This window comes from Gemmatimonadaceae bacterium (assembly GCA_035633115.1).
In the GTDB taxonomy this organism is placed as follows: Bacteria; Gemmatimonadota; Gemmatimonadetes; order Gemmatimonadales; family Gemmatimonadaceae; genus UBA4720.
In genome coordinates this window covers 1-23,883 of record DASQFN010000075.1, presented here as the reverse complement: position 1 = coordinate 23,883, position 23,883 = coordinate 1, and the positions used below count along the sequence as shown (strand labels likewise).

Sequence of the window (23,883 nt, the reverse complement as noted above, 5' to 3'; positions counted from 1 at the left end):
CCTAGAAATGCACCAGCAGTCCGAGACTCACGTTTCGCCCGGGCTCAGGCCGGAAGAAGCTGGCGTTCGGGAATTCGGCATACAGTGTGTTCCCGATGTTTTCGATTCTGAAAGCCAGCTCGTTCACGAGATCGCCGGCTCTGAGAAGAACGACGCTCGCTCTCGCCGAGTGCACGACGAACGCGGGGATTACAGGGCCGATCGGATTTGTGCCGACAATGACTTCGCTCTGCTCGCCCTGATAACGCACCGTGTATCCCGCGCTGAACCGGCCGCTTGGCGCCCGGTAGCCGAGATCGCCGACCACCTTGCTGGAGTAGCTGTCACCAACCGGGCTGTCCGGATCGGAGATATTCGTTGCATTGAGCCGCGTGAAGCTCGCGGCAGCGTCGAGCCCGGTCGCTGTGCGAACGCCGGTGCTCAGCTCGACGCCCTGCATCCTAAGCCTGCCGATGTTCCGGTTCTGGAAGGCAGGCCGGCGGCTCACGGAATCTCCCGTGGCACGCGCGCGGATGGCATCGGAGATGTCGTTGCGAAAGACGAATCCCTCCGCGCTGAACGGACCGCCGCGATACCTCACGCCCAGGTCGGAGTTGAAGCTCCTCTCCGGGTCCAGCTGCGGGTTCGCGCGCTGAAACCCATTTCCTTCCGGTGCCAGACCCTCGAAAAAACGCTCGACCAGGTTCGCTGCACGGAAGCCCCGGCCGAACGACATCACGACATTTGCGTTGCCAGTGACGCGGAAGAGCCCGTTCGCGCTCCAGACAAGCGTACGATCGTCCCCCTCTTGAGCTGCATGCTCGAGCCCGGTCGTCGCTCGCGTTTCGGCCGAAACGGTCTGATACCGCGTACCGAGGACTGTCAACAACCGGGGGAACGGTCGAGCCTCGAGCTGACCGAATAGTCCAACGCTGGTGAATGTCGCATTGGGGACCTGCGGTGTGGTGCTGATGCGCGTGATCGGCGGTCCGAAGCCGGTAATGACGGTCCTGCTCGAGTCGGTGTTATCTGAGCGATCGCGGAACGCGTCGGCTCCATACGTCAGCGTCGCCGCCTGTCCGAGCGGCCGCGCGAGCTCCAGTCGCGCGCCAACGGTGGACAGGTCCGTAAAATTCCAGGTCTTGGTGTCAATCGTCGCGCCAGGCCCCGCCGGAATCAGGATGAGGTTGTCGAGATGCCGCTCGTTGCGCTGTGTATATCCGGTAACCTCGATTCGATGCGCGAAAAAGGTGGGAAACGCGCTCGATCGGTAACCGATGGCGTAGCGCGAGAACGACTGGTTGGGGTAAAGAATTTGAATTCTTGGTTGCCCCGGTCCCAGGAGTGCGGGATCGATGAATCCGAAGCCGGCGTCATCGGCCGTGTACCATCCTGCCCGCGCGTATAACTGGCTGAAGCTGTTCACATCGAGGCTCGAAAACAGATCATAGGAGCGGTCGCGAATTCCGGAGTCGTGGACCAGCTCGCTTTCGGAGAGCGTGATGTTGCCGAAGTTCCCTGCGGGCGCACGATACGGCTCCGAATCACGGTACGCCGCGCCGGCGCGCACGGCGAAGCGGCCCAACCGGGCCGATACGCTGCCGGAGGGAGCTTTGACGGTGCCTGCGCTACCATAGCGGTACATGATCTCGCCGGCCACAGCGCCCTGGTCGGTGGGAACATCGCGCGAGATGATGTTGATGACGCCGCCGATTGCATCGCTGCCATACAACACTGAGGACGGTCCGCGAACGACCTCCACCCGCTCGATCCCCGCGGTGCCCGCAACCGCGGGAAGCTCGCCGAAGTCCTGTTGTCGGCGAGAGTTGTTGAGACGCAATCCATCCTGGAGCAGCAGAATGCGCTGGCCGCGCATTCCCCGGATCTCAGGTCGCCTCTGGTTTGGCCCCACTCCGCTGGCATCCAGCCCCGCGAAATCACGGAACAGGTCGGCGAGTCCATTCGGAAGCCGCTCGCGAAAGAGGCGTGCATCCAGCACCGTGACTGGCTGAGGAGTGTTGAAGGTGGAACGCTCGGTGCGCGTGGCGGTGATGATCACGGTGTCCAGAGCGCCAGGACTTCGTGGGATGTCGGGCGCTTGCGCGAAACCGGGAAGCGCGGCGCACACGCCGAGAAGTGCGATCAGAATGCGAGACATTGGAAGGAGTACTCCGGGCCGTCGGTGAATGCCGCTGAATCGTGGCATTCCAAACTGGCCGTGCGGAGAGCAGCGGAGAATCCGCTGAACTGCGGTCTATCCTTCCGTATTTCTACGGAGGCGCGTGGAGATTAAGGCGCCAGTAGTCCCGCTTCGATCGCAAACCGTGTGAGCCCCGCCGTGCCTCGAACGCCGAGTTTTTTCAGCAGCGATTCGCGGTGCGACTCGATGGTTCGCACGCTGACACCAAGCGTGCCCGCAATTTCCTTGTTGGTTCGGCCGTGAGCGATTTCGACCAGGACGCTGCGCTCGCGCGGCGTGAGAGTGTCACCTCGCGTTCCCGGCGTTTCCTCCGGAGCGCGCTTTCCAATGGCGACGGAAACATGCCGCGCCACCGGCGCGCTGAAAAACGTGCTGCCCTCGTAAACGGCGCGAATCGCGTTGCGCAGCTCGCGAGGCGAGGAATCCTTGCGCAGATACCCTTGAGCTCCCGCCTCGATGCTCCGCAGAACGTACTCCTGGTGATCGTGAATGCTGAGCACCAGAAGGGCCGTGCGAGGAAGCTGCGCCCGTATCCTTCGCGCGGCCTCGAGACCAGGAAGATCCGGCATCGAAAGGTCCAGGATCACGACGTCTGGCTTGAGCGATTCGGCGAGCGTAACGCCCAGCTCTCCGCCCGCAGCCTCTCCCACCACCTCGAAGTCGGGGTCCGATGAGAGCACGTGACGAATTCCCTCGCGCACAACTGCGTGATCATCGACGATGAGAACGCGAATCATATCCGGCGGGCGCCCGGACTCAGGAGGCATTGGTCAGCGGAACTCGCACCGTGACTAGAGCACCCATGCTCGAGGTAAACGTCACCGAGCCGCGCAGAGCGGCAATGCGCTCTCGCATTCCCGCCAGTCCGAGCGAAGAGTAAGTGGAGTCCAAGGGAATACCGGGCGCGGGAAATCCACGACCGTTGTCGCTTATCGTCAGGGTGAGCGCCCCATCACTCACACTCAGGCGCACCTCGGCGGATGTTGCGGAGGAATGGCGGGCGACATTGGAAAGGGCCTCCTGCACTGCCCGGAACAGTGCCAGCGCCGCGTCCGGGGCAACAGCAGGCATCACGGCCGGAAGGTGAGCGGATACTTTCAGATTCGACTGTGCGGCGAAGCTCTCGACGAGTGCACGGAGTGCCGGCCCGAGACCGAGATCATCGAGGAGTGGAGGGCGGAGATTGGTCGTAACGCTGCGAATGCTTTGTATGCCGGCATCCACGAGCTCGAGCGTCCGGTCGAGCCGGACCGACATATCGTTCGGTGCACCTTCGCGGAGGAGGCCGAGCTGCATCTTCACCGCCGCCCATACCTGGGCGGTCTGATCGTGAAGCTCGAGTGAGACGCGGCGACGCTCCTCCTCATGCTGCTGCACTATTCTGGCGGATAGCCGCTCCAGCTCTGAGGTGCGCACCATCACCGTGCTGTTCGCTCTGTCGAGCTCCTCCAAGCCGAGTATGACAATCCCGATCCCCATTGCGAGCAGGAAGAGAATGTCCAGATAGTAACCCCAGGGATTCCAGGCGCCCTGGGCTCGCAGCAATGGATAGTCCAGATGGTGAATTCCCCACGCGCCGAGCACGCCGGCAAGCACCGCTGCTCCCCGTGAGCCGTTGATCCTGTACTGTCGGAGAAAGACCCAGGCGGTTGCGAGCGTGGCGAGGCTCAAAAAGAGCACGGCTGGAATGGCGGCGAGCATGAAGCTGTCCAGTGCGTAAATCGCGACGAACGACCAGGCGACCGGAAAGACGAGCGCAGCGCCGTACAACGAACGCCATTCGGCCAGACGCGAGAACGTGAGAGCCGCCCATAGAAGTACCAGCGCTGTCCATCCAGTCAGTATCTGGTGGAGCAGCAGCCACGATTCGGCCTTTGTACTCAGAAACGCAATGATGGCTGCAATGCGAAAGACGTACAGGGTGCACGCAACCGACCACCACAGGAAGTAGCGCTGCCGGTATCTCGCGAACAGGAACCAGCACAGGCCTGCTGTACCGAGTGTTACGAGGCCTTGAAGAAGAGCCGCGTCAAATTCTGCCGGTGGCTTCAATCGCTGGTTTCTCCGGAGAGTGCGCGGCAGTGTGAGTTTCCTCTGCCGCTATGCCTAAGAATAGCACCCGGAGTCACTGCGGGAACGCCTACTGCTCAATGACCACACGCCGATGCCTTTTTTGACGAGCCCCACTCGCAGCCTGCCGCGCTTGCGAACGACTCGTAATCGCAACACCTTCGCCCCATGGAAGTGAATTCAGCGAAACCGGCGCATTTTTTCGGGCTGTGCGTCTCCGCGCTCCTGGCAGCGCAGGGCGCCGCTCAAGCTCCAGCGATGCCAATGCCCATCGACTACCGGAATTCGGCCGAATTCGGCTGGATGTCGAAGAAGGTGCTCGCCACCCGCACAGTCGAGCCGATGACCGCGCCCGCCAACTGGGTTTTTCAGGGCACCGGCACGCTCAGCTTCCATCCCGAAAACGGCGCGACAGGGAGGCCGGCACTCCGCGTTGACATGGACATGTTCACCCACACGCCTGCTCCCACCCGCAGCAGGCTTTCGTCGGTGAATCTGAAGCGGCCCTTCGCGGGGGAAGACTGGAGTCCGTACAACCGGCTCTCGTTCTGGATTCGTCCGCTCGTGTCGGGCTTTCCGATGCTTCCGATCCAGATCGTTCTCCACAACGATGGAAAGGTGAGGCTGCCCGACGCGTACTATCGCGAGGGAATTCACTACGTGACGCTGCAGAACAACAAGTGGCAGCAGGTGAACTGGGAGATCACTCCGCTCCCGCGCGACAAGGTGACCGCAATCGAGATCGGGTACTGGGTGAACAAGATGCTTGCGCAGCCCGGCGATCGCGTTGCCTTCGAGATCGGGCGCATCGATCTGCAGCGCGTGGAGCCGGATCACTACGAGGGCTGGTCGGTCGCACCGGGGAAGATCTCGTTCAGTCACACGGGTTATCCCTCGCGCGCATCGAAGACGGCGATCGCAAGCGGCGTCACCGCGCGCACGTTCCGCGTGCGGCGCGTCAACGCGGGCGGCGCGACGAGAGTCGTACTCGAGAAACCCGTGAAAAACGTTGCGACGCGCCTCGGCAAATTCCAGCAGATGGACTTCTCCGCCGTGCGCGCGCCCGGACGCTATGTGATCGAGTCCGGTGGACTGCGCACGCGTCCTTTCCAGGTAAGCGACACCGTGTGGAGAGGGACGATCTGGAAGACGATCAACTTTTTCTTCGGCGAGCGTTGCGGATATGCGGTTCCCGGATCGCACGGCGTCGATCACCTCGACTGGTTTGCGACGCTCGGCGATCAGAAAATCACGATGAGCGGCGGGTGGCATGACGCAGGCGATCTGTCGCAGGGGCTCATCAATACCGGCGAGGCGACGTACGCGATGTTCGCGCTCGCCGAGCGGTTGAAGTCGGGCGGTGACAATGGCGACCTATATCGCCGGCTGGTCGAGGAAGCAAAGTGGGGACTGGCGTGGGTGTTGAGAGTCAGGTTCGACGGTGGCTACCGAATTGGATTCGCGTCGCACAACCTGTGGACGAACAACATCGTCGGCGACGCGGATGATCGCTCGCGCGAAGCAAAGAACAATCCGAACGTCAACTACATCGCCGCCGCCGCGGAAGCTATCGCCTATCGCGTCCTGAAGGACACCGAGCCCGCACTCGCCGCGCGGAGCCTCGCGACCGCGGAAGACGACTGGCGGCACGCCATCGCCGGAAAGGAAGGTCCGGAGACCTGGCACACGCCCGCGTTTGCTGCGACACCGATCGAGCTCGCAGGCATCGGCATACTCGCGTCGCTCGAGCTCTATGAGGCGACGCGCAAGCAGCAATACGCAGACAAGGCAATCGAGCTTGCACCGATCATCATCGCTTCGCAGCAGAAGCGCTATGTCGGCTCGCGCTTCCCTCTTGCCGGTTTCTTCTATACCGGTCCGGACAGGGACACGCTCTTTCACCAGTTCCACAGAGGAAACGATCAGGTGCCGATTGTGGCGCTCGCGCGTCTGGTCGAAACGTTTCCGAATCACAAGGACTGGATGAAGTGGTACTCGACGGTCGCTTTGTACACCGAGTATCAGAAAGCCGGTGCGCGCGCGACTGAGCCGTACGAGGTGCTGCCGGCGTACGTCTACGACGAGAGGGAGTATCTGCAGGTGCCCGAGAAGGGCGCGCTGCACATGGCGACGCGTGAGGCGTTCCGCGAACAGGTGCTGCAAGGAATGCCCATGGGTGAGGGCTACTATCTCAAGGCATTCCCGGTGTGGTTCGCGCGTCGCGGAAACTTTGGTGTGCTGCTGTCGCAGGCGAAGGCATTGTCCGCTGCTTCACGTCTGCGTCGTGATGCGCCGGGGCTCGAGCTCGCCCAGAAACAGGCCGAGTGGATCGTCGGTCGCAATCCATTCGTTCAGAGCACGATGATCGGCGAAGGATACGACTGGGCGCAGCAGTACAGCGTATCGTCGGGTGACTTTGTGGGCGCGCTGCCGGTGGGAATGCAGAGCCGTGGGACGACCGACCTCCCGTACTGGCCGTCGCAGAACATGTACGTCTACAAGGAAGTGTGGGTGCATCCGGTGAGCCGCTGGCTGTGGCTGATGGCGGACCTCGAAGGAGTCGCGTCGAGGGAGCCGCGCACTAGGGAGCCGGTCAATTTCTCCGTCACGCCGGCGACAACGGCAAAGGGAGAGGTCACGATCACCGTGCGGGCTTCAGGCGCAGGCGCGCACAGGTTCGCGATTCGTGCCGAGAATCTCGCCATCGATCGTCCCGTAAGATCTGTATTGATGCGGGAGGGAAGGCCGAGTGCGATCCGCTGGAAAGCGAGGGTTCAGTCAGCGAATCAACCGTGGGTGGCAGTGGTAATCCCGGACGACAGCGTGCAGCACCGACGAGAGGTAATCGAATACCGGGACTGATTTTTTCTTCGATCTCCCAAATCGCCGCGGTCAGCTTGCCGCAACCAAGCGATAGCGGCTTAGCCCGGTTGCTTGTATTCCCTGGCGATTCGGGCGAATCGCACCGCTGACTTCGCGCGCAGCTTCGCGGTCTCGACCTCGCGATCGCGCGGTGGCGCTTTCGTGACGAGCGAATGAAGTAGCTCATGAATCGCCTCACTTACTTCATCGACCGCATGGTTGAACGCGGCCTCGTTCACTTTTGATGGCTTGTTCATGCCGCTCACCTTCCGCACGAACTGCAATGAAGCGTCGCGAATCTCTTCGTGCGATGTCGGCGGATCGAAGTTGCAAAGGGTCCTGATATTTCTGCACATGGAGCCTACCTCTTTGGTTCGGTGTTGTGAGTCGTAGTCAGAGAAGCAGGAATGATTCCTTTCGCCCCGAATCTATCTCTGACGCGGTCAACCGTGCGAGCGACCAGGCGGTCGCGCTCCGTTTCTCCCGAAGCCTCACCCCGCGCTTTGAAAAGCTTGAGCTGATCGGCCTTCGGATCGTGCGCGAGGGACGATAGCGCGACGCCGAGGAGGCGGGCCGGAACGCGTCGTGCGGCGCGTAGCTTGGTGAGAAGCTCGCGGGCGACACGCAGAATCACGCGGTCCGACACAACCGGCTCAGTTAGCGTGCGTCGCGCGGAGCGGGTGCGGAAATCGCGGTCGCGTATTTTGACGGTGATGGTGCGCGCGGCAAGACTGTCGCTGCGGAGATCGAATGCAACGCGTGTCACCAATGCAACAAGCTCGTGATCGAGGTCGGCGTCGTCGTGCAGGTCCTCGGGGAACGTCTCGTCCCGGCTCATGCTTTTTTGATCGCCGCCGCCTGTATCGACCTCGGACTCGCTTCTCCCGTGCACGCGGTCCCAGAGCCACTCGGCTTCTCTCTCACCAAACCAGCGATGCAGTGTCGGGAGGTCGTGCTTCAGGACATCGGGCACTGTCGTCATTCCGAGCTTCGCAAGCCGCTCCTGGAATTTCGGCCCGACCATCGGCAGCTCGGCCAGCGTGAACGTGCGAACGAATTCTTCTTCGCTTCCCGGCTCGACGATGTGAACTCCGTCCGCTCCCGTTCCCGGCTTTGGCTTCGCGCGCTCGACGGCGAGCTTGGCGACCAGCTTGTTCGTTCCGCCACCGATCGAAATAGAAATACTGGTTGCGTCGCGCACTGCATCTCTGATGCGATGCGCCGTGGTGCGGAGTGGCTCGTGATGATAGACGCCTTCGGTGCCGCCCATGTCGAGGTACCATTCGTCGATACTGGCGCCTTCGACAATGGGAGAGAATCGCTCGAGGACTTCGCGAATCTCGTGATGTCTGGCGGAGCAGGCTTTGCGCGGAACGGGAACGCACATCGCATCGGGACAGAGGCGAAGTGCCCGCGAGATCGGCATCCCGGAGCGTACTCCGAATTTGCGCGTCTCCCATGATGCGGAGCATACGACGCCTCGGGTCTCGCGCGTCCCGCCTACTATAAGAAGGGGCGCCTTCCCTGCTCCCTCCGGATCGACCATGCGGGCGACAGCGACGTAAAACGCATCGCCGTCTGCGAGCAGAATCCGCCGGGGAGTTTCGGACATACGGGGTAATCTTGCCTCACTGACGGAAAAAATGTACGAAGCTCGTAGTCTAAGCTTTCCAGCTCGAGCGTGATGCTTTCCTGCCGGCTTGCAGCCGTCAATCGAGGTAGGGATAGTCCGGATCGGCGAGCCGTGCAGCGCGCGCGGTCGCCTCGGGACCTGCGATATCGGTCGCTAGCTTGATGAGCATCCCGCTCAGGTGTGATCCATATCGAAGTACCGCTGCGGCGCGCGACTTCCGCGCGAGCAGGAAGGCGAGGAACGACTTGTCGGCCTTGTCGATGTTGCATGCGGGACAGGCGAGCACGAGGTTGTCCCGCCGGTCGTAGGCGGTCTTTCCCTTCCGCGGCGTGACATGGTCGAGTGTGATCCGATCGCGCCGAATTTTTCGTTCGCAGTACGCGCAGACGGGACCATGGGTCTTGAGCAGCCACTCGCGCGTTTCGTTGTACGCGTTCCTCGAAGTGGGGAGCGACGTGAGCTCCTGTGGTTGCCGGGCGGGCCGGCCCCGGCGACGGGGGCCACGTGATCGCGAAGGCATCGATGAAAGATAAGAGCCCGCGCGTCGGGGTCGAGTCGGGACAGATCGAGCGCTTCCTCGGCATTTCAGCGGCCCGAAGTGCAATCACGGAACTGAAGGTCCGAGGTGCAAGGAGCCCAGCCTAGCAGGTTTCGGGTCAGGTGTGAGAGACTTGCTTCAAGACTGATCGGGCGGTTTGTCCGGGTCGTTTCTGCTACTTAGCGAACGGATGAGGCCGTACAACATTCTTCTCACTTCCACCAGCTGGTCGGTGAGAGTTAAACACTGAGGTCGACTTATCGCTTTCAAGTCAACTGCAGTTAACAGGTGGTATTCCAGCTCCGTCGCAGAATTGAGAGCTATGCGTAGATAACGGCATGCCTCTCGGCGACTGAGCTGGCCTCGACTCTCAACGATGTTTGCGGGGACGGACATTGCCGCCCGAATCGTCTGCATTCGGAGACCGCCGTTGTTCGACCCACGTATCCTACAGGCCACACGATGCGTATCGAGCGCCAGAACATGGGCCTTCTGCCAGACCTTGAGGTCCTTGAAATCGCTCATTTTGAATAATGAGCACGCTGGGACCGCAGTCGTGAGCGGTTATATGCGCGCAGCGTCCTTTCAGTGCACAGCCATTCCCCGTAACCTCACCTCCCATCTCGCGACCTGGTTTACCTTGTCCCTCGGACCTTCGGTTCATTCAGGTGAATTACAGGGAAGGTGAAATGTCAGAGGGCGCTTAAAAACTGACCAGTCACTGCACTGGCGACGCTTTGCGGGGCCCAATATTGTTCGCGGGGTGACCGCCATCCGAGATAATCAGGAGCTGACGAGACGCCTGCAAGCCAGCCTGGGTGCCTCTTACAAGATCGAGCGCGAGGTCGGCGGCGGCGGGATGTCCTACGTCTTTGTAGCCGAGGAAGCAGCCCTCGGCCGCAAGGTAGCGCTGAAGGTCCTCCGGCCTGACCTCGCCGTCGAGATCTCCACCGAGCGGTTCAAGCGTGAGATCCTCCTGGCAGCGCGGCTCCAGCATCCGCACATCGTGCCCCTGCTCACGGCGGGAGAGGCGGGCGGCCTGCCGTACTACACGATGCCGTTCGTTTCCGGCGAGTCCCTCGAGACAAGGCTCAAGCGCGAGGGGATCATGCCGGTTCGGGAAACCGTCCGCATCCTCTCCGGCGTCGCGCGCGCGCTCGCGTACGCACACCGCTTTGGCGTCGTTCACCGCGACATCAAGCCCGGAAACGTGCTCATCGTCGAAGGAACGCCGATGGTCACGGACTTCGGAATTGCAAAGGCCATTGTCAGCGCGAAGACGACGTCCCCCGAGCAGCAGCAAGGGCGGGATCCGCACGCCGATCGATTGACGGCAATCGGCGTGAGTGTCGGAACGCCGGCGTACATGTCGCCGGAGCAGATCGCCGCCGATCCGATGATCGACCATCGCACCGACATCTACAGCTTCGGTGTGCTTGCTTACGAGATGCTGGCGGGCCGACGGCCGTTCAGTGGATCATCGCATCAGGCGCTGCTGGTCGCTCACCTCATGCACGTCGCGCAACCGCTTCACGAGATTCGCGCCGGCTTGCCAGCCGAGCTTGTGGGTCTCGTAACTCAGTGTCTTCGTAAGGAGGCGGCAGATCGCCCCGCATCGGCCGATGATCTCGTAAGCGCACTCGACAACCTGCCGAGCGTGGAGCTGACGCAGGAATCGTATCCGATCGGTCCCTCCACGGAGCCGGCGGCGTTCAGCGGCGAGAGAATTCCGTCCCCTTCGGCATCGTCCGCGTCGACCGTGGCGCGGCAACGCATTGTCGTGGCCCGCGAAACCGAAGCGGCAGAGCTCATGGAAAGCTTTGAGACGTCCACCAGCGAGCGGGGCCTTCTACACGCCGTGGTTGGCGAAGCCGGGCTGGGCAAAACAGCGCTCGTCGAGAGTTTTCTTCGCGGCGTGATTCGCCGGGGGCACGGCGGCCGCGTGAGCACGGGGCGCTGCTCGGAGCGACTGGCCGGCACCGAAGCATACCTGCCGATTCTGGAGGCATTGGAGAGCCTGCTCGCCGGTCCCGACGGCGCCGCTGTCGGCCGAGAGATGCGACAGCTCGCGCCCTCGTGGTACGTGCGGGTGAATCCATCGTCGCCCTCGAACCCCACAGGCGGCGGGACGTCGCCGGACGTCCGCGGCGGCTCGTCGGAGCAGATGAAGCGCCAGCTCGGTGCGCTGTTGCTCGAGCTGACGCGCTCCGGTCCACTTGTACTTGTTCTCGAAGACATCCACTGGGCGGATGCGTCGACGATCGACTTGATCTCGTACCTCGGCGACCGTTTCGACACTCTGCGAATGTTGATTCTCGTAACCTATCGGCCGTCGGACCTCCAGCTGGCGCGGCATCCTTTCATCGACGCGAAGCTGAACCTCGAAGGCCGTGGCGCAGTCCGCGAGACGCATCTTCCCGCGTTCGATCGTAAGGGGCTCGACGCATATCTGGCGAATGCATATCCGAACCACGAATTCCCGCGCGAGTTCGTCGATTTGCTGCATGCGCGTACGGAGGGAACGCCGCTCTTCGTAGTCGATCTGATGCGGCAGCTCGTACATCGAGGCGTTGTAGCTCTTCGCGATGATGTGTGGCGACTCGAGCAATCCGTCGAAAGCGTTGAATCCGAGCTGCCACAATCGATTCGCAGCGTGATCCAGCGAACGATGGACCGGCTGGACAAGGCCGATCGCAGCCTGCTTGTCGCGGCAAGCGTGCAGGGAACGGAGTTCGACTCCGCCGTGATAGCAGACGCGATAAAGATGGACAGCCAGGAAGTGGAAGAGCGGCTCGAGCGGCTCGAGCGCGTCTACTCGATTGTCCGGCTCGTGGACGAGCGCGTTCTCGCGCGTCGCACACCATCGCTGCGGTACCGGTTTGCGCACATCCTCTACCAGAACACGCTGCACGGAACGTTACGCGCGACTCGACGCACGACGCTGAGCGCCGGCGTGGCGGAGGTGATGGAGCAGTACTACGGCGCGGATCCGAGCTACGCGTCGGAGCTCGCCGTTCTGCACGCTGCAGCTCGGCAATTCGAGAAGGCGGCGACGTATTTTCTCACGGCGGCTCGGACGGCGACGAGAGTATTTGCAAGCAAGGAAGCAATCATGCTTGCGCGCCGTGGCCTCAAAGCTCTCGAGAGTCTACCGGACAGCATCGACCGTGCGCGTCTCGAGCTGCAGCTTCAGGTCGCGCTCGGCGTGCCACTCACCGATCGGCTCGGGTACGCAGCGGCTGAGGTGGAGCAGGCTTATTCGCGGGCCCGCGATCTCTGCTCTCAGGTCAGTGACACGCCGACCCTGCTTTCCGTTCTCCATGGTCTCTACCGGTTCTATATCGTGCGCGGCCAGCTCCACACGGCGCGCGATATCGTTCAGCAGCTGATCAAGGTCGCCGAAGAAACCGGGGATGCGAAGCAGATCTTCATTGCCCGTGCGGCGATGGGGCCGACACTCATTCACCTCGGCGAGTTCGAGACTGCGGCAGAGCATCTCGAGACTGGAATGGCTGCGTATGATCCGTCGAGGCAAGTCGGGGATCGTCTGGCGTACGGCGCGTTCATGCCGGGCGCGTGGCTCGCGGTGGCGCAGTGGCTCATGGGACGGCCCGACGAGGCGCTCGAGACGAACCGCCTCGCGCGCGAATTCGCTGCAAAGCAGCAGAACCCATTCGCGGTGGCCTATGGGGAGAGTCTCAGTGCATGGCTGCACCAGTACCGCGGGGATGCCGCGATGGTAAAGCAACACGCTGATGCCGCGATCGAGCTCGCGCGTACGCACGATTTCGCGCAATGGCGAGCGATTGGGACGATGTTGAGTGCGTGGTCAATGGCTGCCCTCGGCGATCCAGAGGCGGGGCGAACGATGCTCACTCGTGGTATCGAGGGGTTTCGTCGAACAGGCTCGGAGCTGAATCTTCCACACTTCCTCTCGCTGCTGGCGGACGCACACATGAGAGCCGGCGATCCGCAGGCGGGCCTCGCCGTGATCGAAGAAGCGCTTGCCACCGCAGCGAAAAATGACGATCGAGTTTGGGAGCCAGAGCTGCACCGCCTGAAAGGCGAGTTGTTGTTGCGGCTCGGCGAATCAACGGCGGACGGCGTTGCAGCACGGGAAGCAAGCGAAGCCGCGTTCCGCAACGCCATCGATGTTGCCGTCAGGCAGAAGAGTCGCTCGCTCGAGCTGCGCGCGGCGTCGAGCCTCGCCCGACTGCTCGCCACGGGTGACAACAGTCACGAAGCGATGACGATACTCGCTGCGGCAGTCGACCACTTCCCTGCAGACTCGCACTCCGCCGAGCTCGACGAAGCGCGAGCGATGATACAACCGCTAGATCGGGCGGTAGCAGCCGATCTCTGAGGACGGTCTGCCGGCCGAGCGCTGAAAAACGACCCGGTAGCTCTCGAGCTTGCCATTGCGGCCGAGCTGATGCGCGCAGCCCCAGAGATACAGCTGAAAGAGACGGAACACCCTTTGACCGAACTTCGGGATGAGCGTCTCGCGCGCGGCTTCCAGACGTCTCGCCCAGGTCGCCAGCGTCAGGTAGTAGCTGTGGCGATCGTTGTGCACCGCGATAGGCTCGAAGCCTGTCGCGTTCCCCGCTTCGAGGAGGCCGGGCATGTAAACCGGCGTGTGATTCCCGGGGAACACGTAGTTGTACGTGAATGAGCTAACGCTGAACTTGTTTCGGTTCGAGCAGAAGTCCATGTAGACGCGCCCGCCTGGCTTGACCAGTCGGCGAAATTGCACGAACAGCTTTTGATAGTCGGGGAGGTGCTCCATCACGCCGAGCAGGACGATGGCGTCGTACTGCGTCGGCGGGTCATAGGCAAAGATGCTTTCGCGGACGACATCCAGATGCGCCGGCATTCCGTGACGGCCGCACCACTCCGAAAGAAACTTGTACTGCTCGTGTGAGATCGTGAGCATTGTCGTATTGACCCCTTTCGGTCCGGTGAATTTCTCGAGGGCACCCCAACCGGCACCGACATCGAGGACGTGCGAGCCCTCGGTGAGGCGGCACGAATCGACGATGTACTGCAGCTTATTCGTCACCGCCTGCTCGAGAGACTCGTTCTCAGCGGTGTACAGTGCCTGCGAGTACATCTGAAAGCGCTTGTCGAGAAACGCAAAGTAGAACTCGTTGCCGAAATCGTAGTGGTGCGGTACCCACGCGAGATCAGCCTGACGCTGGCCTTTGACGAGCGGCACGAGAAATCGCATGATCGAGCGAACCGGATGCCGGTCCGTGAAAACCGAGCGAAGATCGAGGCAGCTGAGGAAGTCACCTTCTATATCGTAGTCGCCATCGAGAAAGGCGATGCCGAGCTCGAGCTCATCGAGCTCGCGCAGCGCGCGCAGCCCTTTGCTGGTGCGCATCCGTAGTCGAAAACGCGGCTCGTCCGTGTCGTCGCCCGTGTAGGATCCGCCGACGAGGCGCTCGATGGTTCCATCCTGATGCTCCACCTCGAACGGGGGCACGTTTGCCTGTGAAAGCCGGCGGTGGAGACGCGAGAGCCGGCTCGAGCGGCGCGCAGGTGCTTGCATGCCGGCACGCGAGACTGGCGGTGTGACCGTCGCTTCAGTGTAGGACATTTTCCGGGTGGGAATTTGGTTGGTCGCTCGGGTGGATTATGCCCTATATCCGGGCAGCCATGCAAGCCATTTTCAGACTTAGCGCACCTCGGCCGAACCGTACGGAAGCGTGCAATACCACACGCGCTCCACAGTCACTCGGGAGGTGGCGACTGACACAGTAGCGTGGCATGGGCGGCTCTACACCGAGTTGACGCGGGCGAACGTAACCTGCAATGTATGACCAACTCTCCGCCGAAGGTTCCAATGACACGCTGTGCTATCGCGTTGGCATTCGCTCTGGGGTTCCCTGTTTCCGCGTCTGCGCAAAAGGCAAATGACGCAGTAGTTGTCGACCCGAGGGTCCACAACGTCCTCTTCGACAACGAGCATGTACGGGTATTCGCGGCCCGCGCCTCGTATCCAACGGCCAGTCCAATGCACAGTCACCCGCCTTTCGTCTTCATCGGAGTGGAGCAAGGGCGAGTGAAGCTGGGTCTCCCGGGCGGCAAGAGCTCCATGTTCGACATTCATCCGGGATTGGTCGCCTGGATCGGCGACGGCATGGAGCATTCCTGGCAGATGATCTCGGGAAAGGTTGGCGTCATCGCGGTGGAGGTGAAATCCGCTCAGAGGCCCGCCGCGGGTGCTCTCCCTGCGGTCGTCCGAAAACCAAATGACGCAGTGACTGTCGACCCCGACGTGCACCACGTTCTTGTGGAGAACGATCACGTCCGGATTTTCGACGCGCGGGCGGTCAAGGGGAGAAAGAGTCCCATGCACTCGCATACGCCGTTCGTCTTTGTCAGCCTGGGCACGGCTCGGTTCAACTTGACGCTTCAAGATGGGAAGAACGTCATTTTCGATACGTATCCGGGGCAGGCGATCTGGATGGAGGACGCGGAGCACGCGTGGGAGGTGCTTTCGGGCGAAGCCCACATCATCGCCGTCGAAGTGAAGTCGGCGCAGAGAGCTCGGCAGACGAAGAAGACGGATTAGCCTCGCTCACTCCATCAGGCGTTGTTGCTGACTGAAAGGAGCTCGCTCCGCGTGCTCTGTTGCCTCTCTGAAGGCGAGTCTCTTCGCGTATTCTGCGGCCCAGGAACTTGTCATCGAACCCACGCCCACCGAGCGCCGACCAAAAAGTGAATCCTGAACAAGCCTACGGTGAGCTGGTGCGGCTCTCGCGCGAGAAGACCGTGCTCGAGTCGTGTCTTGGATTGCTGCAGTGGGACGCCGAGATCTACATGCCGCGCAGCGGCGTGGGGCATCGCGGAGAGCAGATGGCGCTGGTGGCAGGGCTGGCTCACGATCGTGCAACCGATCCCCGCTACGATGAGCTTCTCGGCACCATCGAAGCATCCTCGCTCGTCAGCGAGCCCGAGAGCCCGCAGGCCGTGAACGTGCGTGAGCTCCGCCGGAATTTCGATCGCCAGCGTCGCCTGCCGCGGGAGCTGGTGGAGGAATGGGCGCGCGTGACCGCGCTTGCGTCGCAGGTCTGGGCGGACGCGCGGACCAACGACGACTTCAAGACCTTCGCTCCGTGGATCGACCGGATATTTGGGTTAGCGCGAGAGAAGGCCGATGCCCTTGGCTGGGTCGGTGAGCGGTACGATGCGCTGCTCGAGGACTACGAGCCGGGCATGACGACCGACCGCGTCTCGCCGTTGTTCACGCGCCTCGAGGCGGACCTCGTTCCGCTGGTCGCGTCGCTGCGCGAGAAGTCGGCGCCTGCGCCCGATGATGTGCTCAAGCGGGAATTTCCGCTCGAGAATCAGCGCTTGTTCATCGCGGGAGTCGCGGCGGCGATTGGTTTCGATTCGGAAGGCGGACGCCTCGATGTAAGTCAGCATCCGTTCTGCTCGATGATCGGGCCCGGCGACGTGCGCATTGGGCTGCGGTACTTCCCGAACAATTTTACCCGCGGATTATTTGCCCTCCTCCATGAGTGCGGGCATGCGCTGTACGATCAGGGTCTCGATCGCGAGCACTACGGAACGCCGATGGGTGACCCCGTGTCGCTCGGCATCCACGAATCACAGTCGCGCTTGTGGGAGAATTACGTTGGGCGGAGTCAAGGTTTCTGGCGCCAGTTCTATCCGCAGCTTCAGAGTTCTTTTCCAGATGCGCTGCACGACGTCTCACTCGATGGGTTTCGCAAGGCGGTCAACCGCGTGAAGCCCGGCTTCATTCGAATCGAAGCCGATGAGGTAACGTACAACCTGCACATCATGGTGCGATTCGATCTCGAGCGCGCGCTGCTCGCGGGCGATCTGCCGGCAGCCGATCTCCCCGGGGCATGGTCCGAGCTTTACCAGCGACGCCTTGGCATCACGCCGCCCGATGACAGGACCGGTTGTCTCCAGGACATACACTGGGCGGACGGGCTCATTGCATACTTCCCGACGTATACGCTGGGCAACGTGTACGCGGCACAGCTCTTCGCGGCCGCCGAGCGAGAGATTGGCCCGCTGGAGGAGGCGTTTGCCCGCGGGGATTTCGGCAGGCTCCGCGCTTGGCTCGGCGAAAATGTTCACCGGCACGGGCAGCGTTACCCGGCGGCGGTGCTCATCGAGCGGGCGACCGGGGGCGCTCCCGACCCGTCCGCGATGATCGAGTCTCTCTCGCGCCGTTACCGATCTGCATGATGGCGGGGCTCGGCCGATTAGCGGTCGCAGATTGACGGGCTTCTAGGCAGCGTTGATTGCGCGAGAATGAGACTTGTACTTCCGTCGCGAAGCAACTTTGATGGTGATTGTGAGCCGCCTCCTGGTTCGAACACCTCGCATCACTTGATCATCCTCAGGTGAACGTCCATCACGTAGTGAGAGCCGTCCCCCTTGAAGACGAGTTGCTTGACGACGGGCGCGCCCTGGAGCTGCGCTGCCTTCTGGATGTCGGCGTCAGTCAGCCTAAGCTCCTCGATACCGAGCAGGTCGTCGCTGTAGGCGCGGACAATGCTTGCGAGCTCTCTCATCATCGAGAGCCGCGCAAAGGCCACGAGCTTCTCGCGCGACGACAGCCTTGGGTCGCGGGACTGCTCCGAGATATCGTAGCCCATCCCTCGCATCACACGCTCACCACGTTTTGGTTCAGGGCCGTCGCCATCGGAACTGTCGTACTCCTCGAGTCCGATGAGTATCACGTGGTCCGAGGCCGAAGCTCCATGGAAAACCCGCACCCTGGACGGGTTCGACGGCTGTATGGATTCGCCGGCGTCGACATCGTTGAACACGCCGGTGCCCATTTCCACGGGCGACTCCAGGCCCGAACCGACGAGGAACGAAAGCGCCACAGCGTAAATCTCGTCTGATCCGATGCCGTCCGCCGATTCGGTAATGCTCCTGATCCTGGCGATTTCCACGACGTATCTGGACGCGGTATCATCGACCACGCGAAGCCTGAGGGCATTGGTGCGGTCGTCCGAGCCAGGCGATGCAACGGAGACGCGGTAGCCGCCAGGCAATGCCGCTGCCGGCACCTTGAAGCTGATTGCCTCACGGCTGGTGAACGACGGTGCGACAGAGAATGACTCGCCTCCCGCCGATGTTGGGTCGAGAAAAATGCGCGGTGAGCTCCGAAACAACCCTTTGAGCGATATCGACTCTCCGCGCTTTCCACTATCCGGACTGACGGAGATGATGTGGGGCGTTCCCATTCTCGCGCCTATGTTGAGATCGGCAACTTCGACGAAGATGCCATTCGACGGCTCTGAGCCTTCGACCTTCACCCGCAGGACGTAACTGCCTCCTTCGACGTTCGCCGGAATCCGCGCCGTGAGCTTGGTGCTAGTCGCCGACAGAGGCATGATCTCAGCGACCTGGACTGCAGGCGAGAAGGTGGTTGAGGGCCGAACGACGGTGATCCTGTTCTGCGAGGCCAGATCGTTGAACAGACTGCCCTCTACGGTGAAGGTCTGGAGTGGCAGCAGTTTCGGCCTGCCGTCATAAGTACCGGCGGGACTCCTGATCTCCTTGATACGAGGGACGAATGTGGGCCTCTGACCTTGCGTGGGTGTCACCGCCGGGATCTGCGCGAGAAGCGGGAATGAAGTCGCGAGGAAGGTGGCGCACTGGACCAGGATGACGATTGGGCGGAGCGGTGGGGAATGAAACATGTTCATCTCCTTCGGCTGACTCGCTGGAGAGTCTTCTGCCGGCGCGTGGAGGAAATTGGGGATAGGAATTTCAATCGGGGGGATAGGGAATAGGAATTTCAACCGGGGACGTTGAAGTATCGCGCGACGCGGCACGCCGCGCTACGCCACCGCGGGTGGTCGGGGCGGAGCTATTCGCCCGTCCGCTCGGCTCGCGGCGCCACAGTATCGTGCGGCGTTCCCCTTTCTTCGAGCCACCGATGGCCAGGACAACCCGCGTGATGAAGCGCAAGAACATGCTGATGGATCAGCGCAAGCTGGACGCCGCGAAGGCCGCTCTTGGCACCGAACCGAGACGGCTGCGGTGGACGCGGCCCTGGACCTCGTCGTGTTCCGCACGGAGGTGTTCCAGGCGCTGGATCAGCTTGTGGCGGCCGGCGGGCTGGCCAGCATCGAGCGGGTCCGCCGCGCTGGTTGATCTACACCCTCGACACGAACGTCTTCGTTGACGCCCTCCGCCAACCATTGGATCTGGATCGACTGAAGGCGTTTCTTAACTGGGCGCTGCCGTCGACGGTGCTCTCGAGCATCGTTGCTGCGGAGCTGATGGCGGGGGCGCGGACCGACAAAGCGCGGCGGGTGCTTGACGACGTCTTCTCTCGAAGCGTTTGAGCGGCGCGGGCGAGTTGTTGCCGCTTCGACCGCGGCGTGGCGTCGTACCGGCGCGATCCTCGCTCGGAGCGGGACGGCGGGACTGAGCGCGAGTCGGCAGAATGACGCGCTTCTGGCCGTGCAGGCACGGGAGCGTGGGTGGGTGGTAGTCACGCGAGATCGGGACTTCCAGGCTCTCCGCCCACTGGTGCGTGGACTGCGGGTCGCGTTGCCATTCCCGGACCGGCCCTGAATTCAGATGGTAATCGAGTCCTTGTGCAGTTCCATCCCGAGATAGATGATAGAGCCAGCGGGTCGCTCGATCCAGCAAAGGAGGCAGACGATGGCTAGCAAGAGCACCAGCTTGAAGGGCCAACAGGCGCCATGCGGGCGGATCGCGGATGCAGAGAGCTACCAGGATCGGGACGATGATGCATTGCTTACTGAGGAGCTGGACTATGCTTGCGGCTGCCGCAGCATTCGTCACGAGTATCACGATGGCAGCATGAGTCGCAAGGTGGTCCGTCACGACGGCAAGGTCCTGGTGGATGAGCGGCTGTGGGCCAAGTAGCTATGCACGGTCGATAAGGGACAAGCGGGCCGTGATCCCTTCTCATGACGTGTTGCTGGTGGGCGGCGGCGGGGCGGGGTTGCGCGCCGCCATTGCCATCGCCGAGACCAACCCGCGCCTCAGCATCGCCGTGGTCTCCAAGGTGTATCCGATGCGCAGCCACACGGTTTCGGCCGAGGGAGGCGCCGCGGGAGTGATCGCCCCTGACGACAGCTTCGACGAACACGCGTACGATACGATCTCGGGCGGAGATTGGCTCAGCGATCAAGACGCTGTGGAGGCCTTCATCAGGGAAGCACCCCAGGAGCTGCTCCAACTGGAACACTGGGGATGTCCGTGGAGCCGCGAGCCTGACGGCCGCATTGCCGTACGCCCGTTCGGGGGAATGAAGAAGATGCGTACGTGGTTCGCCGCCGACAAAACCGGCTTCCACATGCTCCACACGCTTTTCCAAACGACCCTCCAATACACGAGCGTTTTTCGCTACGACGAATGGTTCGTGACGAAGCTCCTGGTCGATGACGGCCATGTTCAGGGGGTGGTCGCCATCGAGCTGATGTCGGGGAAGGTCGAGACCATCACAGCACGCGCGGTCATCCTGTGTACGGGAGGCTGCGGCCGGGTCTTCCCCTTCACCACCAACGCCAGTATCAAAACGGGCGACGGTATGGCCCTCGCCTTCCGGGCAGGCGCCCCGCTGAAGGACATGGAGTTTGTGCAGTACCACCCCACCGGCCTGCCGTTCACCGGCATCCTGATCACCGAGGCGGCGCGGGCGGAGGGCGGGTACCTCATCAACAAGGACGGCTATCGCTACCTGCAGGACTACAACCTCGGCAAGCCGGAGCCGAAGCCGGTCTTTCGCAGCATGGAGCTGGGGCCGCGAGATCGCCTGTCGCAGGCCTTCGTGCAGGAGGTGGCGAAGGGGAGAACCATCGACACGCCCTACGGACACGTCGTCCACCTCGACCTCCGCCACCTGGGCGAGAAAATAATCAACACCAAGCTCCCCTTCGTGCGCGAGCTGTGCCTGAAGTACCAGAACATCGACCCCGTCACGGACCTCATTCCCGTCAGGCCGGTGGTCCACTACATGATGGGCGGCGTGCACACGGACATCGATGGTGCCACGCCACTGGCCGGATTGTACGCGGCGGGGGAGGTGGCCTGCGTGAGCATCAACGGTGCGAACCGGCTGGGATCCAACTCTCTGCCCGAGCTGCTCGTGTTCGGCGCCCGGGCCGGACGCGCCGCCGCCGAATATGCTGCCGGCGAAGTGAAGACCAGCCCGGCGGTGCTCGCGCAGGCGCGGGACGAGGAGAGACAGTTGGCGAACGAGTTCCTGCACCAGAGCGGCGGACGCGAGCGCCTGGCTACGCTTCGCGAGGAAATGCAGAAGACGATGGAGGAGAGTGCCGGCATCTATCGCTCCGGCGACACGCTGGCACGAGGGGCCGACAGGCTGCGCGAACTGCAGGAGCGTTTCGGCGACGTGCGCATCGAGGATCAGAGCCGCACGTTCAACACCGAGCGGGTGGCGGCCCTCGAGTTGTCCTTCATGCTCGACGTCGCTGAGGCGATAGTCAATGCTGCTCTGCGCCGGGAGGAGTCACGCGGCGCGCACCAGCGCACCGACTTCCCCGCACGCGACGATCAGCGCTTTCTTGCGCATTCGCTTATCTACCGGACTCCCGACGCCTCGTGCCGGGTGGAATATCTGCCGGTGACACTCACCCGCTGGCCTCCGGGCGAGCGGGTCTATGGGAGGTAGCACTCAATGGCGGACATGATCACGCTGCAGGTAGCACGCTACCGTCCCGAGGAGGAGGCGGCTCCCACTTTCCAGGAATACGACGTGCCCTGTCCCAAAGACTGGGTCGTGCTCGATGGGCTGAATTATGTCAAGGACCGGCTGGACGGTACGCTGTCGTACCGCTGGTCGTGCCGGATGGGCATTTGTGGGAGCTGCGGGATGACCGTAAATGGCGAACCGAAATTGACGTGCGCCACGTTCCTGGCCGACTACGCCCCGGGTCCCGTGCGCGTGGAGCCTCTGCGCAACTTCCCAGTCATTCGCGACCTCGTCGTCGAGATCGGCGACTTCATGCGAAAGTTGAGCAAGGTGAAACCCTGGATCATCCGCAAGGACCACAAACCGCTATCCGATGGCGAGTATCTGCAGACGCCGCAGGAGATGGACGAGTACGCGCAGTACAGCATGTGCATCAACTGCATGCTGTGTTACGCTGCCTGCCCGATCTACGGCCTGGACCAGGAGTTCATTGGGCCGGCGGCCATCGCCCTCGCCCAACGATACAACCTCGACTCCCGTGACGAAGGCGCGCGCGAACGACTCGAGGTCCTTTCCAAACACGAAGGCATTTGGGGTTGCACCTTCGTGGGAGAATGCACCGAGGTCTGTCCGAAGGATGTCGATCCCGCCGGTGCCATTCAGCGTTACAAGCTGACCGCTGCGCTGGACTCGCTGCAAGCTTTCCTGGTGCCATGGAGCACGCGATGAGCGAACGCTCGGCCCCCGCCGAGTACCATCCGCGCTGGTTCCGCCGGCGGGTGTCCACGTACTGGTGGCTGGAACGCCGCTCCTATCTCGCGTTCATCCTTCGCGAGCTGAGCAGCGTCTTCGTTGCGTGGTCGGTCGTCTACCTCCTCTTGCTGGTCCGCGCAGTGAGCCAGGGGGACTCTCGATACGAACAGTTCCTGGCCTGGTCCGGCAGCCTTTTCGTTCTCGTCATCAACATCGTGAGCCTGTGCTTCGTCGCGTTGCATGCGATCACCTGGTTCAACCTTGCGCCCCAGGCGATGGTGGTGCGCGTGCTGGGCAAGCGAGTGCCCGGACCATTGATCATGGCCTCAAACTACGTGGCCTGGGCGCTGTCGTCAGCGCTCGTGGTCTGGCTCGTTCTCGGAGAGTAAATGGCGAGACGATCCGTGGAGCCCTTGCTGTGGCTGCTTTTCAGCGCCGGCGGCGTGGTGTCGGCGATGCTGATACCCAGCCTGCTATTCTTGTTCGGACTCGCGTTCCCTCTTGGATGGATCTCGCCACCTGGCCACGAGCATCTGCTCGTTCTGTTGCGTCATCCGCTCACGCGCGTGGTTTTATTCGTCCTGTGCATGTTTTCGCTGTTTCACGGAGCCCATCGCTTCCGTTACACACTCTATGATGGGTTGCAGATCAAGCACCTGAACGAAGTGATCAACCCGCTCCTTTACGGTGGCGCGCTCGTCGGCTCATTGTGGGCCGGGTATCTGCTCTTGCAGGTGACGTAAAGGCGCGACCTGTTTACAAGGGTGAGCGGCTGCGCGCGATCAGGAAATCGCCCGGCTTCGTTCAGGCGCGACTCGCGACAGTCGGTAAAGAAACGGATGCGAATGGAAATGTTGAACGGCCGCTCGAATGCGAGAGCATCCGTGCGGCCGTTCCGGTACTACACACCACGCTTCAATCCGAACGAGATGGCGCTAGGCGGCTCGGTCGGTGCAAGCCTTGCCAGCTGTTACGTTCGGGTTGTTCTCCTCGGCCTGCGGCACGGGGAAGTTTACATCGGTGCCGTAGTTGCCGCCCTTGTGCCACCCGCCGGTAGGGAACACCGACTCCGGGGTGCGGTTGAAGTACTTGATCAGGCGGCGCATGTCTCCGACGCGGTGCGCGGTCGAGAACATCCAGAATGCTCGCTCACGGAAGAC

General features: G+C 62.2%; 19 protein-coding genes. 10 read left to right on the top strand and 9 right to left on the bottom strand.

Annotated features, from left to right (window positions below):
* Nucleotide 1 precedes the first annotated feature (1 nt).
* The 3 genes from VES88_09505 to VES88_09495 form a co-directional block, all read right to left on the bottom strand.
* Nucleotides 2–2,137 carry a TonB-dependent receptor gene (locus tag VES88_09505; protein ID HYN81724.1) on the bottom strand — a complete coding sequence of 712 codons (2,136 nt, stop codon included), beginning with the start codon at nt 2,135–2,137 and terminating at the stop codon, nt 2–4.
* 131 nt (nt 2,138–2,268) lie between these two features.
* Nucleotides 2,269–2,946, bottom strand: coding sequence for a response regulator transcription factor (locus VES88_09500; GenBank protein HYN81723.1), 678 nt, complete (start codon nt 2,944–2,946; stop codon nt 2,269–2,271).
* Entirely contained in the window at nt 2,936–4,231 is a 1,296-nt protein-coding gene (locus tag VES88_09495) for a sensor histidine kinase (protein ID HYN81722.1), read from the bottom strand. The genes VES88_09500 and VES88_09495 overlap by 11 nt, the downstream gene beginning before the upstream one ends.
* Before the next feature lie 186 nt (nt 4,232–4,417).
* On the opposite strand from VES88_09495, the gene VES88_09490 reads away from it, so the two are divergent.
* Complete coding sequence (locus VES88_09490; GenBank protein ID HYN81721.1) at nt 4,418–7,111, top strand: glycoside hydrolase family 9 protein; 2,694 nt, start codon at nt 4,418–4,420, stop codon at nt 7,109–7,111.
* Nucleotides 7,112–7,170: 59 nt separating this feature from the next.
* On the opposite strand, the gene VES88_09485 is transcribed toward VES88_09490, so the two are convergent.
* The 3 genes from VES88_09485 to VES88_09475 form a co-directional block, all read right to left on the bottom strand.
* Complete coding sequence (locus tag VES88_09485) at nt 7,171–7,467, bottom strand: DUF2277 domain-containing protein (protein HYN81720.1); 297 nt, start codon at nt 7,465–7,467, stop codon at nt 7,171–7,173.
* A gap of 5 nt (nt 7,468–7,472) precedes the next feature.
* Complete coding sequence (locus VES88_09480; protein HYN81719.1) at nt 7,473–8,723, bottom strand: DNA polymerase IV; 1,251 nt, start codon at nt 8,721–8,723, stop codon at nt 7,473–7,475.
* Between the two features lie 97 nt (nt 8,724–8,820).
* Complete coding sequence (locus VES88_09475) at nt 8,821–9,264, bottom strand: HNH endonuclease signature motif containing protein (GenBank protein HYN81718.1); 444 nt, start codon at nt 9,262–9,264, stop codon at nt 8,821–8,823.
* A 781-nt stretch (nt 9,265–10,045) separates the two neighbouring features.
* On the opposite strand from VES88_09475, the gene VES88_09470 reads away from it, so the two are divergent.
* Entirely contained in the window at nt 10,046–13,645 is a 3,600-nt protein-coding gene (locus VES88_09470; protein HYN81717.1) for a protein kinase, read from the top strand.
* Here VES88_09470 and VES88_09465 read toward each other — a convergent pair.
* Complete coding sequence (locus VES88_09465) at nt 13,616–14,881, bottom strand: class I SAM-dependent methyltransferase (GenBank protein HYN81716.1); 1,266 nt, start codon at nt 14,879–14,881, stop codon at nt 13,616–13,618. The two genes, VES88_09470 and VES88_09465, sit on opposite strands and share 30 nt — an antisense overlap.
* 246 nt (nt 14,882–15,127) lie before the next feature.
* Here VES88_09465 and VES88_09460 point away from each other — a divergent pair, with 246 nt between their 5' ends.
* Both VES88_09460 and VES88_09455 read left to right on the top strand, forming a co-directional pair.
* Nucleotides 15,128–15,859, top strand: coding sequence for a hypothetical protein (locus VES88_09460; GenBank protein HYN81715.1), 732 nt, complete (start codon nt 15,128–15,130; stop codon nt 15,857–15,859).
* A gap of 146 nt (nt 15,860–16,005) precedes the next feature.
* Entirely contained in the window at nt 16,006–17,508 is a 1,503-nt protein-coding gene (locus VES88_09455; GenBank protein ID HYN81714.1) for a carboxypeptidase M32, read from the top strand.
* A gap of 140 nt (nt 17,509–17,648) precedes the next feature.
* On the opposite strand, the gene VES88_09450 is transcribed toward VES88_09455, so the two are convergent.
* Nucleotides 17,649–18,977: a hypothetical protein gene (locus VES88_09450; GenBank protein HYN81713.1), complete on the bottom strand. Its 1,329-nt coding sequence runs from the start codon at nt 18,975–18,977 to the stop codon at nt 17,649–17,651.
* 453 nt (nt 18,978–19,430) lie between these two features.
* Here VES88_09450 and VES88_09445 point away from each other — a divergent pair, with 453 nt between their 5' ends.
* The 6 genes from VES88_09445 to frdD all read left to right on the top strand — a co-directional run bounded on the left by VES88_09445 (nt 19,431) and on the right by frdD (nt 23,466).
* Complete coding sequence (locus VES88_09445) at nt 19,431–19,628, top strand: PIN domain-containing protein (GenBank protein HYN81712.1); 198 nt, start codon at nt 19,431–19,433, stop codon at nt 19,626–19,628.
* Nucleotides 19,629–19,950: 322 nt separating this feature from the next.
* Entirely contained in the window at nt 19,951–20,178 is a 228-nt protein-coding gene (locus tag VES88_09440) for a hypothetical protein (GenBank protein ID HYN81711.1), read from the top strand.
* 31 nt (nt 20,179–20,209) lie between these two features.
* On the top strand, nt 20,210–21,949 hold the full coding sequence (gene frdA, locus VES88_09435) for a fumarate reductase (quinol) flavoprotein subunit (GenBank protein ID HYN81710.1): 1,740 nt from the start codon (nt 20,210–20,212) through the stop codon (nt 21,947–21,949).
* A gap of 6 nt (nt 21,950–21,955) precedes the next feature.
* Entirely contained in the window at nt 21,956–22,699 is a 744-nt protein-coding gene (locus VES88_09430) for a succinate dehydrogenase/fumarate reductase iron-sulfur subunit (protein HYN81709.1), read from the top strand.
* On the top strand, nt 22,696–23,112 hold the full coding sequence (locus tag VES88_09425; protein ID HYN81708.1) for a hypothetical protein: 417 nt from the start codon (nt 22,696–22,698) through the stop codon (nt 23,110–23,112). The genes VES88_09430 and VES88_09425 overlap by 4 nt, the downstream gene beginning before the upstream one ends.
* A complete protein-coding gene (frdD, locus tag VES88_09420; GenBank protein ID HYN81707.1) occupies nt 23,113–23,466 on the top strand; it encodes a fumarate reductase subunit FrdD in 354 nt (117 codons plus the stop codon). It begins immediately after the preceding gene.
* A gap of 192 nt (nt 23,467–23,658) precedes the next feature.
* Here the strand turns inward: frdD and VES88_09415 are convergent.
* A partial coding sequence (locus VES88_09415) for a hypothetical protein (GenBank protein HYN81706.1) occupies nt 23,659–23,883 on the bottom strand: 225 nt, incomplete at its 5' end.

What these genes read in the sequence shown, in the direction of transcription:
- VES88_09440 (HYN81711.1), top strand. Translation starts at nt 19,951, where the DNA reads ATGGCTAGCAAGAGCACCAGCTTGAAGGGCCAACAGGCGCCATGCGGG.
- VES88_09505 (HYN81724.1), bottom strand. Translation starts at nt 2,137, where the DNA reads ATGTCTCGCATTCTGATCGCACTTCTCGGCGTGTGCGCCGCGCTTCCC.
- VES88_09450 (HYN81713.1), bottom strand. Translation starts at nt 18,977, where the DNA reads ATGTTTCATTCCCCACCGCTCCGCCCAATCGTCATCCTGGTCCAGTGC.
- VES88_09490 (HYN81721.1), top strand. Translation starts at nt 4,418, where the DNA reads ATGGAAGTGAATTCAGCGAAACCGGCGCATTTTTTCGGGCTGTGCGTC.
- VES88_09485 (HYN81720.1), bottom strand. Translation starts at nt 7,467, where the DNA reads ATGTGCAGAAATATCAGGACCCTTTGCAACTTCGATCCGCCGACATCG.
- VES88_09460 (HYN81715.1), top strand. Translation starts at nt 15,128, where the DNA reads ATGACACGCTGTGCTATCGCGTTGGCATTCGCTCTGGGGTTCCCTGTT.
- VES88_09475 (HYN81718.1), bottom strand. Translation starts at nt 9,264, where the DNA reads ATGCCTTCGCGATCACGTGGCCCCCGTCGCCGGGGCCGGCCCGCCCGG.
- VES88_09480 (HYN81719.1), bottom strand. Translation starts at nt 8,723, where the DNA reads ATGTCCGAAACTCCCCGGCGGATTCTGCTCGCAGACGGCGATGCGTTT.
- frdD (HYN81707.1), top strand. Translation starts at nt 23,113, where the DNA reads ATGGCGAGACGATCCGTGGAGCCCTTGCTGTGGCTGCTTTTCAGCGCC.
- VES88_09425 (HYN81708.1), top strand. Translation starts at nt 22,696, where the DNA reads ATGAGCGAACGCTCGGCCCCCGCCGAGTACCATCCGCGCTGGTTCCGC.
- VES88_09465 (HYN81716.1), bottom strand. Translation starts at nt 14,881, where the DNA reads ATGTCCTACACTGAAGCGACGGTCACACCGCCAGTCTCGCGTGCCGGC.
- VES88_09500 (HYN81723.1), bottom strand. Translation starts at nt 2,946, where the DNA reads ATGCCTCCTGAGTCCGGGCGCCCGCCGGATATGATTCGCGTTCTCATC.
- VES88_09430 (HYN81709.1), top strand. Translation starts at nt 21,956, where the DNA reads ATGGCGGACATGATCACGCTGCAGGTAGCACGCTACCGTCCCGAGGAG.